Genomic DNA, 13,201 nt, shown 5'->3' on the forward strand with positions numbered 1-13,201 from the left:
ATAGAATTTTGTATCGCCTCATTGCAGACCTGCACACGCACACACTTGTGTCCAACCATGCCTTCAACACCATCACCGAGATGGCGCGGGCTGCAAAGGAAATGGGGCATTGCGCCATCGCTGTGACCGACCACGGGCCGGCCATGCCGGACTCGCCCCATCTCTGGTATTTCTACAATCTGCGCCGCCTGCCGGACGTGCTGGAAGGCATCCCGGTGCTGAAAGGGGCGGAGGCCAACGTGACGGATTTGGAGGGCACTCTGGACCTTCCCTCCGATTTTCTGGCCGGGCTCGACTGGGTCATCGCCTCCATTCATTCCGACTGCCTGCCCGGCACGCTCACGGTGAAACAAGCCACGAACCTGTGGCTGAAGGTCGCCGAAAATCCCGTGGTGGATATGATCGGTCATTCGGAACAGGCGAAGCACGTGTATGATTATGAAAGGGTCGCCCGGGCATTTGCCGAACACCACAAAGTGGTGGAACTGAATGGTAATTCCTGGGCGGTGCGCCCGGAGGGGGCGGGGAATATGAAAGCGCTGGCGCTGGCCTGCAAAAAAGCGGGCTGCCCGATCGCGCTGAACACCGACGCCCATTCCATTTATCAGATGCAGGCGGGAGTGGGGCATCTTGTCCGTCTTTTGGAGGAGATTGACTTCCCTGAAGAATTGGTGGTCAACGCATCTCCCCGCCGGCTTCTGGAAGAACTGAAACAGCACAGCAAATCTGTTGCGGAACGTATAGGAGGATCATTATGAAAAAATATACCATCGGCGTCGACTTGGGCGGCACCACCATTACTGCCGGCATTGTGGATGAAGATTGCCACATCATTGCAAAATCTACCTGCGCCACTGAGCTGCCTCAGCCGCAGGAGGTCATCGAAAAGAAAATTGCGGACCTGTGCAAGCGGGTGCTGGAGGAAAACCAGCTGTCTTTCGATGACATTCTGTGGGTGGGCATCGGCACTCCCGGCAGCGTGAACAGCCAGCTGGGTGTGGTGGACTTCAACGCAAACTTCGGCTACCGCGACTGGGAGCTGCAGAAGCACATGGAGGAGCTGCTGCCCTGTCAGGTGTTCATTGAAAACGACGCCAACGCGGCGGCCTACGGCGAATACATAGCCGGCGGCGCAAAGGGCGCCCGCTATGCCGTGGTCATCACTCTGGGCACCGGTATCGGCGGCGGCATCATCATCGACGGCAAGATCTTTGCCGGCTTCAACTACGCCGGCGCGGAGCTGGGCCATATGGTCATCCAGAAGGACGGCCGTCCCTGCATGTGCGGCCGCAACGGCTGCTGGGAGAAGTACGCCTCCGCCCGCGCGCTCACCGAAGACACCAAGGCCGCTCTGCTGTCTCATCCGGACAACATGATGTGGAAGCTGGTGGACGGCGATGTGAACAACACCAACGCCAAGACCGCCTTTGAAGGCATGCGTGCCGGCGACGAACTGGCCAAGCGGCTGATCGACAAGTACGTGGAGTACATCGCCTGCGGCCTGACCAACGTCATCAACATCTTCCAGCCGGAGATCATCTGCATTGGCGGCGGCGTCTCCCGCGAGGGTGAGACCCTGCTGGGCCCGGTGCGCCGTCAGGTGGACTGGGAGGACTACGCCCGCGACGGCAAGCGCCGTGTCAAGATCAAATCCGCCGAGCTGTTCAACGATGCCGGTGTGGTGGGCGCTGCCCGGCTGGGCGATCAGGTCAAGACCTGAAATAAGCAAAAAACATTGTTCGGAGGCTGATCCCTGTGGAGCAGATGCAGGCCCTGTGTCAGGCATTGAAGGACGCATCCATTGATTTTCTCTGCGAAGAACCGCTGTCGAAGCACACCAGTTTTCGCATCGGCGGCCCGGCCAAGGTGTTCTGTACCCCGGCCGACGCCGGTCAGATGGCCCGCGCGGCGGAACTGTGCCGTGCCCACGGCGTTCGCAGCTACATTTTGGGCAAGGGCTCGAACATCCTGTTCGCTGATGCCGGATTCGACGGCGTTGTGCTCAGCACTGCCGCCATAAGCGGCGAGCCCTGCTTTGAGGGCGATGTCGTCCGCGCTCCTGCGGGTTTGGGGCTGAACACATTGTGCAAGGCCGCGGCGGCCCGGGGGCTCTCGGGCCTGGAATTTGCCTTTGGAATTCCCGGCAGCGTGGGCGGCGCGGTGTACATGAACGCCGGTGCTTACGGCGGCGAGATGCGGGATGTGCTTGCAAGCGTGACCTTCCTGGATGAAAACGGCGCGGTGCGCACGCTGCCCGCCGGCGAACTGAAACTGGGCTACCGCACCAGCATTTTTGAGCGCACCGGCTGGTGTGTGCTCAGCGCCGAACTGCGCCTTTCTCCGGGCAAACGCGAGGAGATCGAGGCCGCCATGCAGGAGCTGATGGCCCGCCGGGTGGAAAAGCAGCCTCTGGAATACCCCAGCGCCGGCAGTGCGTTCAAACGGCCTCAGGGCGCCTTCGCCGGCGCGCTGATCCAGCAGTGCGGCCTGCGGGGCGCACGGGTGGGCGGCGCCGCCATCAGCGAAAAGCATTGCGGATTCATCGTGAATCTGGGCGGGGCCACCTGCGCCGATGTTCTTGCACTGGCGGACCGTGTTTGCAGGACTGTGAAGGAACAGACCGGCTACACGCTGGAAAAAGAGATACGCGTGGTGGAATGAACCGCGCGGAAAAAGGGTAGAGCGAAGATGGAACTTTTGATCGTGACCGGCCTGTCGGGCGCCGGCAAGTCGCTGGCGATGAACGTGCTGGAGGACATCGGCTATTTCTGCATCGACAACATTCCGGCGGGGCTGATGCCCCGCCTTGTGGATTTTGCCCAGCAGGGCGAGAATATGCTGCAAAAGGTGGCCGTTGTGCTGGATGTGCGGGGCTGCCGCAGCGCCGCCGACGTGGAGGAAGCGCTGGACGGTCTGGACGAATGCGGAGTTGACTACCGCATCCTGTTCCTGGACTGCTCCGATGAGATCCTCCAGCGGCGTTATAAAGAAACGCGGCGCATCCATCCGCTGACGAGCTATGAAGGGGTGCCCACCGCCCGGGCCATCGCCATGGAACGGGAAGTGCTTCACCCCCTCTTTGAACGGGCGGATTTTGTGCTGGACACCTCGCTCTTGTCGCCCGCGCAGAACAAAGAGCGCATCTGCAGCCTTTTCTTGCAGGAAGAAAAGGCAGGCATGGTGCTGAACATTGTCTCCTTTGGCTTCAAATACGGCCTGCCGAAGGAAGCAGACATCGTTTTGGACGTGCGCTGCCTGCCGAATCCGTTTTATGTCCCGGAGCTTAAACCCCTGACCGGCCTCGACCAGGCAGTGGTGGACTATGTGATGGGGTTCGAAGAATCGAAAGAGCTGCTGCGCCGCATCCAGTCGATGCTGGAGTATTCGCTGCCGCTGTATGTCAAAGAGGGCAAAAGCCAGCTGACCATTGCAGTGGGCTGCACCGGCGGCAAACACCGTTCCATCACCTTTGCCCGCATGATCGGCAAGTTCTGCGAGGAACAGGGGTATCATCCTGCGCTCCATCACCGGGACGCGGGCCGCACTTCCTGAGCGGCGGAGTTCCATTGTTTTGAAAGGAGGTGCAAGGCATGAGCTTTTCTCAGGATGTAAAAAACGAGATCGTGCAGAAAAAGATCACCCGGGAGTGCTGTGCCCTGGCCGCAAGCTACGGAATCGCCTGCTTTGGCCGGTATTTCGATAGTAAAGGCCTTGTGCTTCACACCGAGCTCCCGGGCGTGGCGCAGTATGCAAAGAGGCTTTTCAGCATCTGCGGGCTGCACGGCGAGATCATTGTCAAGGAACGGCCCAGCGGGCCGCTCTATGAATTCAAAATCGACGAGCCGGCGGAGGTGGAAAAGATGCTGGCGCTGTTCCACTGTGAGGAGGAACAGGTCAGCCGCCACATCGATCCCCGGCTCATTCGCTGCGGGCATTGTTTTTCCGCCTTTGTGGCGTCGGCCTTCCTTTGCTGCGGCACCATGACCGACCCAAGCAAAGAGTACAATCTGGAATTCCTGTGCCCGCGCTATAACCTGGCCAAAGACCTTGAAGGCATTTTGGCGGAGCACGAATTTACTCCCCGGCGCACGGTGCGCAAAGGGGTGAATGTTATTTACGTTAAAGCCAGCGAGCAGGTGGCTGACCTGCTCACATTTATGGGCGCGGGCGGTGCGGCCATGCAGATCATGGACCACAAGATGTTCAAAGAACTGCGGAATAAGACAAACCGCCTGAACAACTGCGAGATGGCCAACATCGACAAGGTGGTCACCGCCAATGTGGCGGCGAAAAAAGCCATCGAGTACTTACAGCAAAAGGGCGACTTCGACGCGCTGCCCGCCCCGCTGCGGCAGGCGGCGCAGCTGCGGCTGGACTGGCCGGACCTGTCGCTGGCACAGCTTGTGGAAAAAAGCCCGGAGCCCATCAGCAAGTCGGGTCTTTCCCACCGGCTGAAAAAGCTGGAACATCTGGCCGACGAACTGCGGCAAAGGAGAAACGATGTCTGAAAAGCAATTCGTGCATCTGCATGTGCACACGGAATACAGCCTTCTGGACGGCGCCTGCCGCATCGACCGGATGTTCGACCGCCTCAAGGAGTTGGGGCAGACCGCCATTGCCATCACCGACCACGGCGTGATGTACGGCTGTGTGGATTTTTACAAGGCCGCGAAAAAGGCCGGCGTAAAACCCATCATCGGCTGCGAGGTCTATGTGGCCACCCGTTCCCGGTTCGACAAAGTGAACCGCATCGACGGCTCCAACCATCTGGTGCTGCTGTGCAAAAATGAGACTGGCTATAAAAACCTCATTAAGCTGGTCTCTGCCGGCTTCATCGAGGGATTTTACTCCAAGCCCCGCGTGGACAAGGAGCTGCTGGAGCAGCATCACGAGGGCCTGGTGTGTCTTTCTGCCTGCCTTGCGGGCGAGATCCCGCAGGCGCTGCTGGCGGGGGACTACGACAAGGCAAAGGCCACCGCGCTCTATTTCAATGAGCTTTTCGGTCAGGGAAATTTCTTTATCGAGATCCAGGACCACGGCATCGACGCGCAGCAGCAGGTCCTGCCGCTGCTCATCCGGCTTTCCCGGGAGACGGGTATCCCTCTGGTGGCCACAAACGACGCCCATTACCTCCGCAAGGAGGACAGCAAGATGCAGAGCATCCTCATCTGCATCCAGACCGGCAAGACTGTGCAGGACGCGGACAAGCTGGAATTTGAGACGGACGAATTCTATCTCAAAAGCACCGAGGAGATGTACGACCTGTTTTCCATTGCGCCGGACGCCTGCGAGAACACGGTCAAGATCGCCGAGATGTGCAACTTCGATTTTGAGTTCGGCGTCACCAAGCTGCCTTATTTCGAAGCGCCCGACGGCATGGAGAACCAGGCCTATTTTGAAAAGCTCTGCAGGGAGGGCCTTGTCCGCCGATACGGTGACGGCGTGGCCGATGAGATGCGTCAGCGGCTGGAATATGAGATCGACGTTATCCGCCGCATGGGCTACACCAACTATTACCTCATCGTCTTCGATTTCATCAACTATGCAAAGCAGCAGGGCATCCCTGTGGGCCCCGGCCGCGGCAGCGGCGCGGGCAGCCTTGCGGCCTACTGCGTGGGCATCACCAACATCGACCCCATCCGTTACAACCTTCTGTTTGAGCGCTTTCTGAACCCCGAACGGGTGAGCATGCCCGACTTCGACGTGGACTTCTGCTATGAGCGCCGGCAGGAGGTCATCGACTATGTGAACGAGAAATACGGCCACGACCATGTGGCCCAGATCATCACCTTCGGGACCATGGCGGCTCGTGCGGCCATCCGGGACGTGGGCCGGGTGCTGGGTATGCCCTACGCTCAGGTGGATGCCGTCTCCAAAATGGTGCCCATGGAGCTGAAGATGACCCTGAACCGGGCGCTGGAGGTCTCGCCGGAGCTGAAAGCCCAGTACGAGGCGGACGCCCAGGTGAAGGAACTCATCGATACGGCAATTAAAATCGAGGGCATGCCCCGCCATGCCTCCACCCATGCGGCGGGCGTGGTCATTACCCGCGAGGCGGCAAACGAGTATGTGCCGCTGGCCTCCAACGACGGTGTGCCGGTGACTCAGTTCACCATGACCACCATCGAGGAACTGGGCCTTCTGAAAATGGACTTTCTGGGCCTGCGCACCCTCACGGTCATCAAAAATGCCGAAGAGATGGTGCGCCGCCGCCAGCCGGACTTTTCCATGGACAACATCTCTTACGACGACGCGGCCACCTATGAGATGCTGGGCCGCAGCGAGACGGAGGGCGTGTTCCAGCTGGAAAGCACCGGCATGAAGCAGGTGCTCACCGGGCTGCAGCCGAAGAATCTGGAGGACATCATCGCCCTCATCAGTCTTTACCGACCGGGCCCCATGGACTCCATCCCCACCTATCTGCGCAACCGCCACGAGCCGGACAAAGTGCGCTATAAGACTCCGCAACTGGCCCATATCCTGGATGTGACCAACGGCTGCATCGTTTACCAGGAGCAGGTGATGCAGATCTGCCGTGAGCTTGCGGGATTCACGCTGGGCCAGGCAGACCTGGTGCGCCGTGCCATGAGCAAGAAAAAGCACGACGTCATGGAGAAGGAGCGCCAGCACTTCGTTACCGGCTGCGCCGCCAACGGCATCAGCGAGCAGGCTGCCAACGATATCTTCGACGATATGAGCAGCTTTGCGTCCTACGCCTTCAACAAATCCCACGCGGCCTGCTATGCCTACGTGGCCTTCCAGACCGCCTACCTTAAATGCCACTATCCCAGCGAGTTCATGGCGGCGCTGCTCACCAGTGTGCTGGACAACACCGACAAGGTCATCGAGTACACCGGCGAATGCCAGCGGCTGGGAATTAAGGTGCTGCCGCCCAGCATCAACGTCAGTGACGGCGGCTTTACCGTGGACGGCAAGAGCATCCGCTTCGGGCTGAACGCTACCAAAAACGTGGGCCGAAACCTTATTGCCGCCGTGGTGCGGGAGCGCAAGGAAAAGCCTTTTGCTTCGCTCTATGACTTCTGCCGCCGTCTGCACGGGCAGGAGCTGAACCGCCGCGCGGCGGAGAGCCTTGCCAAATGCGGTGCGTTCGACGAGACCGGCGTCAGCCGTAAGGCCATGCTGGAAAACGTGGACGCTATCTTCAAGAGTGTGGAGACCGACGTGGGCCGCAACGTGGAGGGGCAGTTGGATCTGTTCAGCCAGATGTCCGACACGAGCACCGGCGCAGGGGAGGACTTCCACATCGAGGACCACGGCGAATTCAGCCTGTCCGAACTGCTGAAGATGGAAAAGGAGGTCAGCGGTCTGTACCTTTCCGGTCACCCGCTGGACGGCTACCGTCAGCAGATCCAGAAGATCGGGGCTTGCCGCATTGCTGACCTGATGGGGGAGGAAGCCCGCCGCTACGACGGCAAACATGTGAACATCGTCTGCGCGGTCATCAAGACCAAGTTCATGACCACACGCTCCAATACCATGATGGCTTTCACCAACGTGGAAGATCTGAGCGGCACCATGGAGATCATTGTGTTCCCCAAAGTGCTGGCGGACTGCCGCAGCGCCCTGCAGGACAACGCTGTGGTGGTGATAAACGGGCGGGTTTCGGTGAAAGAAGAAGAAAACGCCAAGCTGGTGGCGGAGCGCATCACCCTCATCGATGAGTATTCGCCGTCTGCTCCGAACGCGCCGCGTCCGGCAAAGGAAAAAACGGCCCGCAAGGGGATGTATCTCAAGGTCCCCAGCCAGAGCAGCCCGCAGTTTGCCAAGGTGGAAAATCTGCTTTCTATCTTTGAGGGGCAGCTTCCGGTGTATATCTATTTCGAGGATCGGGCTCAGCTTACCCTCGCGCCTCGGAATCTGTGGAGCATGGAACATGAACTTTTGACGAGTGAGCTGAAACGCATCCTGGGCGACGAAAACGTGGCCTTCAAGTGAAAAAACGCTTGATAAAGCCATTCGCACAATTTGATTGAGGTCAGTATGGCAAAATTTGTGAACATTTGGCCCCATCTTTCTTTTGCGTTTTTGTTGCACCGATGGTATAATAGCCCTGTGGTAATCCACAGTTGCGTCTCTGCGGTTTTTTATGCAGCGGAGACATGCAGTTTTTGATATTAGAATCGTTTTTTGGGGGGCTTTTTTATGGCAAAGGAAGTCAAGACGATTGGCGTACTTACCAGCGGCGGCGATGCACCCGGCATGAACGCTGCTGTGCGCGCCGTTGTGCGTACCGCCCTTAGCCACGGCATGCGTGTGATCGGTATTGAACGCGGTTACAACGGCCTGTTGAACGGCGAGACCTATGAGATGAACCTGCGCAGCGTTTCGGAAATCATCCACCGCGGCGGCACTGTTCTGTACACCGCCCGCTGCCTTGAGTTCAAGACTGAAGAGGGGCAGAAAAAGGGCGCCGAAATGTGCAAGAAGCTGGGCATCGATGCGCTGGTGGTCATCGGCGGCGACGGTTCTTTCCGCGGTGCAAAGGCTCTTGCCAATCTGGGGATCCCCTGCATCGGTATTCCCGGCACCATTGACAACGACATCGCCTGCAGCGAGTACACCATTGGCTATGATACTGCCATGAATACCGCAGTAGAGATGGTGGATAAGCTGCGTGATACTACCCAGAGCCACGACCGCTGCAGTGTTGTGGAGGTCATGGGCCGCAACGCCGGCTACATCGCCCTGAACGTGGGCATTGCCACCGGCGCCATCGCCACCCTGATTCCCGAGCGTCCCTACGATCTGGAGCGGGATATTCTGGATCGGATGCAATTCACCCAGAAAACCGGCAAAAAGCACTTCATCGTAATCGTTGCTGAAGGCGTCGGGCATGCCCAGGATCTGGCCAATGAGATCCAGGCCCGCACCGGCATCGACTCCCGTGCTACCGTTCTGGGCCATGTACAGCGTGGCGGCTCTCCCAGTCTGCGGGACCGCGTCACCGCTTCCCGCATGGGCTATCAGGCGGTCATCCTGCTGGAAAAGGGTATCTTCAACCGTGTTGTGGCTGTTTCTGCCGACAAGATCGTTGACTACGACATCAACGTGGCGCTGTCTATGCACAAGAGCATCGACACCACCCTGCTGGATGTTGCGGAGACCATCTCCATCTGATAATTTGTCCTTTCGGGCTCGCCCTGTGCGGCGAGCCCGTTTTTCTTTTCCTGTGCATCCCATACTTTCTGCAGTGCGCAACCCCGGGTTGACAAATTTCAAGCCGCCGTTTGGTGGTGCGCAACCATGATTTCGGGTATGCTTGACTCAGACGGGCGGCCTAAAACGCCGCACCGCACTCAAAACATGGAGGAACAAGCGATGATTTTTGCCGACAAACTGATTCGCCTACGAAAGAAAAATGGCTGGTCCCAGGAAGAGCTTGCGGAAAAGCTGAATGTCTCCCGCCAGGCGGTGTCCAAATGGGAAAGCGCGCAGACTGTACCTGAACTGGAAAAGCTTCTCCAGCTGAGCGCGCTGTTCGGTGTGACCACTGATTATCTTTTGAAAGACGAGCTGGAACTGGAAGAATACACTCCGGGCGGGGGAGAAACAAGTGTAAAGCGCATTACCCTTGCACAGGCTCAGGAGTTTTTGCATTGGCGCCGAAAAGCCGCTGAGGTCATTGCTGCAGGCACATTTCTCTGCATTGTTTCCCTCATTCCGCTTCTTATGCTTGGGGCTGCTTCGGATGCAGGCGTTGCCGGCATTACGGAGGAGATCGCCGGTGCTGCCGGGTTGTGTGCTCTTGTGGTGCTGGTAGCCGCAGGTGTGTCACTCTTTATCTGGTGCGGCTTTAAAAACGCCCCCTATGAATTCATCGACAGCGAGCCCTTTGAGACGGAATATGGCGTACATGGCATGGTGACTGAGAAAAAGAAAAATTACCGCGGCACCTATGCGGCCTGCAACATTGTGGCCACCTGCATTTGCATCCTTTCGATCATTCCGCTGTTTTTGAGCATCCTGCTCAAAGGCGACCTGTTCCCAACGGTCCTGCTCTTGTGCCTGACCATCCTGCTGGCCGCTGTCGGCGTGGTTTTATTCATTTTGTGCGGCGTGCGCTGGGCCAGCATGGCAAAACTCCTCCAGGAAGCGGACTACGCCTATTGTGAAAAAGAAAAAAACGGCGCGAAAGAGGCTGTTGCCCGGGCTTATTGGTCCCTTGCCGTAGCGATCTATCTTGGCTGGAGTTTTCTGAGCGGCCACTGGGCGATCACCTGGGTTGTCTGGCCGCTGGCCGGGGTGTTGTATGCCGCGCTGGACGGTATTCTTCGTTTGACTCTTTGGCGCAGCGAAGATTCGGAATCCTGAATTTTCACGTTTTTGTCCCCCTTTGAATATCTTTTTAAGAGAAAAAGGTAAAATGGGGGAGAGTTCATGCAGCGGCGCGGGTTTGTGAAAGACGTCAAAAAACAGAAAAGAAGCAGGTTCGGCCTGTGCGTTCTGCTTTTGGCTGCGCTGCTCGTGTTCAGCCTTGTGAAGCTGGAACAAAAGATACGCCCGGTAGCCCGGGTGATGGCGGAATATGAGTGTAAGGAGCGTGCGGTGCGCTGGATGCAGTCGGCGGTGGCGGACTGCTTGCGGGATACGCCGGAACTGCTGGAAGATCTCTATCTTCTTCAATATGATTCGGCAGGCCGGGTGCAGAGCGCCGAGGCCGACGCCTCCCGCCTTGCGCAGCTCCAATACATGCTGGAGAGCGATCTGACCCAGTCGATGGAGGAGGGGGCGGCAGATTTCTCCGTTCCACTGGGCACGCTGCTGGGCCTGCAGCTCTTTTCCGGACGCGGCCCGGATGTTAATGTAAAGGTAATTCCCCTTTCACACGTGGAGACTCGGGTAGAGACCTCCTTTACCTCCGCGGGAGTGAACCAGACCAAACTGCAAACGGACCTGGTGTTTTCGGTGCAGCTTTGCGCGGTGTTGGCGGGGATGCAGGTGGAGACCACCGCCGAGAGCACCATCTGCGTGTCGCAGCTGCTGATCGTTGGCCAGACACCTCAATTTTATGTAGAAGGGGCAGCCTGATTGTGGTATAATAACCCGAGACGACCAGCCGTCTGCGGGCGGCTTTTGCAGAGGTGAAAAACATGGAACTGGAACAGGCAAAGGCGCGTGTCGCCGCCCTTCGGCAGGTGATCGAACGCAACAATCGCCTTTATTATGAACAGGACGCCCCCGAACTGGAGGACTATGAATACGACGCTCTGACCCGGGAACTCAAAGCGCTGGAGGCGGAATTCCCCCAGCTGGTCACGCCGGATTCGCCTACTCAGAAGGTAGGCGGAGCGCCCTCCGGCCGGTTTGCCAAGGTGACCCACCAGGTCAAGATGGAGAGCCTGCAGGACGCCTTCAGCTTTGACGAACTGCGGGAGTTTGACCGCCGGGTGCGGGGCGAGGGCCTTGAGCCGCTGTATGTGGTGGAGGTCAAGATCGACGGCCTTTCGGTGAGTCTTGAATACGAAAACGGCCGCTTTGTGCGCGGATCCACCCGGGGCGACGGCGTGGTGGGCGAAGACGTCACCGCAAACCTGGCCACCATTGCGGACATTCCCAAGCAGCTGGAAAACGCGCCGGAATATCTGGAAGTGCGGGGCGAGGTCTATATGTCCCACGCCGCCTTTGAAAAGCTGGTGGAGGAGCAGGAACTCAGCGACAAGCAGCCCTTCAAGAATCCCCGAAACGCCGCCGCCGGTTCGCTGCGCCAGAAAGACAGCAGCATCACTGCGAGCCGCGGGCTTTCCATCTTTGTGTTCAACATCCAGCAGATGCGCGGCGGCCCCGCCATCACCAGTCACCGCCAGAGCCTGGACTATGTGAAATCGCTGGGCTTCCCGGTGTCGCCCCGCTACAACAGTTTTACTGATATCGAGGACGCCATCGGCGAGATCGAGGCCATCGGCCGCAGCCGGGGCGAGCTTTCCTTTGATATGGACGGAGCGGTCATCAAGGTGGACGACTTCAGCCAGCGGGAACGGTTGGGCAGCACCAACAAATTCCCCCGCTGGGCCATCGCCTTCAAGTATCCGCCGGAGGAGAAGCCCACCACGCTGCTGCATGTGGACGTGACGGTGGGCCGTACCGGCGTGCTCACCCCCACGGCGGTGTTTGAGCCGGTGCAGCTGGCAGGCACCACCGTGAGCCGTGCCATCCTTCACAACCAGGACTTCATTGACCAGCTGGGCGTTTGCATCGGCGACACCATTCTGGTGCGAAAGGCGGGGGATATCATCCCTGAGGTGGTAGCGGTCACCGCCCACGCCCAGGAGGGCGCGGCGCCGTTCCGCCTGCCGGACACCTGCCCCAGCTGCGGCGCAAAAGCGGTGCATCTGGAGGGGGAGGCGGCCCTGCGCTGCATCAACCCCGAGTGCCCGGCGCAGACCCTGCGCAATCTCATCCATTTCGCGTCCCGTGCGGCCATGGACATCGACGGTCTGGGCAAAGCGGTGGCGGCTCAGCTGGTGGAGAAAGGCTATGTGCGCTGTGCCGCCGACCTCTATGACCTTTCTGCCGATCAGCTGCTGACGCTGGACAAATTCAAGCAGAAGAGCGCCGACAATCTGCTGCGGGCCATTGAGGCGAGCAAAGAGAACAATCTGGATAAGCTGCTCTTTGGCCTTGGTATCCGCAACATCGGCGACAAGGCCGCCGCGCTGCTGGCGGAGCATTTCGGCTCGATGGAGGCGGTGCAGGCTGCAGACGCCGAGGCGATCAGTGCCATTGACGGATTCGGCGGCGTAATGGCCCAGAGCGTGGTGGAGTTTTTCGCCCGGGAGGGTACGGCGGACCTGGTGGACCGCCTGCGCCGCGCCGGCGTGAACATGACCTGGCACGGCGAGGAAAAGACCGACAAGCTGGCGGGCAAGACCGTCGTGGTCACCGGCACGCTGGAAACCATGTCACGCGCCGAGGCCGAGGCGCTCATCGTCAAAAACGGCGGCAAGGCCAGCGGATCCGTCTCCAAAAAGACAGCCTATGTGGTGGCAGGCGAGGCTGCCGGTTCCAAGCTCACCAAGGCCCAGCAGTTGGGTGTGCCTGTTCTCACCGAACAGGAGTTCCTGCAAATGCTGCAAGGCTGAATAACTTTACAGATAAAAAGGAGCGTTCGTTCCCAAGGGAGCGGACGCTCCTTTTTGTTCTATCCGGCGCCGGGGGCTCATACCATAGAAAGCAAAGGACG

The 13,201-nt window shown here is 58.9% G+C and carries 10 protein-coding genes; all 10 read left to right on the forward strand.

Going from position 1 to position 13,201, the window contains the following annotated elements; translation table 11 throughout:
• Window positions 1-8 precede the first annotated feature (8 nt).
• The 10 genes from ACMNAY_RS07575 (at window position 9) to ligA (ending at window position 13,100) form a co-directional block, all read left to right on the forward strand.
• Window positions 9-758 (forward strand): phosphatase, encoded by a 750-nt coding sequence (locus ACMNAY_RS07575; protein WP_418718983.1) that lies wholly within the window; start codon window positions 9-11, stop codon window positions 756-758.
• The gene (locus tag ACMNAY_RS07580; RefSeq protein WP_394966269.1) at window positions 755-1,720 is read left to right on the forward strand and encodes an ROK family protein; all 966 of its coding nucleotides are present in this window, start codon (window positions 755-757) and stop codon (window positions 1,718-1,720) included. The genes ACMNAY_RS07575 and ACMNAY_RS07580 overlap by 4 nt, the downstream gene beginning before the upstream one ends.
• A 44-nt stretch (window positions 1,721-1,764) precedes the next feature.
• Complete coding sequence (gene murB / locus ACMNAY_RS07585; RefSeq protein WP_418719046.1) at window positions 1,765-2,661, forward strand: UDP-N-acetylmuramate dehydrogenase; 897 nt, start codon at window positions 1,765-1,767, stop codon at window positions 2,659-2,661.
• Between the two features lie 27 nt (window positions 2,662-2,688).
• Window positions 2,689-3,552 (forward strand): RNase adapter RapZ, encoded by an 864-nt coding sequence (rapZ, locus tag ACMNAY_RS07590; protein WP_394966268.1) that lies wholly within the window; start codon window positions 2,689-2,691, stop codon window positions 3,550-3,552.
• A gap of 38 nt (window positions 3,553-3,590) precedes the next feature.
• A complete protein-coding gene (whiA, locus tag ACMNAY_RS07595) occupies window positions 3,591-4,508 on the forward strand; it encodes a DNA-binding protein WhiA (protein WP_394966266.1) in 918 nt (305 codons plus the stop codon).
• A complete protein-coding gene (locus ACMNAY_RS07600) occupies window positions 4,501-7,956 on the forward strand; it encodes a DNA polymerase III subunit alpha (protein WP_418718984.1) in 3,456 nt (1,151 codons plus the stop codon). Before whiA ends, ACMNAY_RS07600 begins: the two co-directional genes overlap by 8 nt.
• A gap of 207 nt (window positions 7,957-8,163) precedes the next feature.
• Window positions 8,164-9,138, forward strand: coding sequence for a 6-phosphofructokinase (pfkA, locus tag ACMNAY_RS07605; protein ID WP_394966263.1), 975 nt, complete (start codon window positions 8,164-8,166; stop codon window positions 9,136-9,138).
• A 201-nt stretch (window positions 9,139-9,339) separates the two neighbouring features.
• Window positions 9,340-10,332 (forward strand): helix-turn-helix domain-containing protein, encoded by a 993-nt coding sequence (locus tag ACMNAY_RS07610; RefSeq protein WP_418718985.1) that lies wholly within the window; start codon window positions 9,340-9,342, stop codon window positions 10,330-10,332.
• An 84-nt stretch (window positions 10,333-10,416) separates the two neighbouring features.
• Window positions 10,417-11,049, forward strand: coding sequence for a sporulation protein YunB (locus ACMNAY_RS07615; protein WP_418718986.1), 633 nt, complete (start codon window positions 10,417-10,419; stop codon window positions 11,047-11,049).
• Window positions 11,050-11,111: 62 nt separating this feature from the next.
• Entirely contained in the window at window positions 11,112-13,100 is a 1,989-nt protein-coding gene (ligA, locus tag ACMNAY_RS07620; RefSeq protein ID WP_418718987.1) for an NAD-dependent DNA ligase LigA, read from the forward strand.
• Window positions 13,101-13,201: the final 101 nt, after the last annotated feature.

The sequence above is a fragment of the Candidatus Allofournierella merdipullorum genome, from assembly GCF_048426865.1.
GTDB classification, from domain to species: Bacteria; Bacillota; Clostridia; order Oscillospirales; family Ruminococcaceae; genus Allofournierella_A; species Allofournierella_A merdipullorum.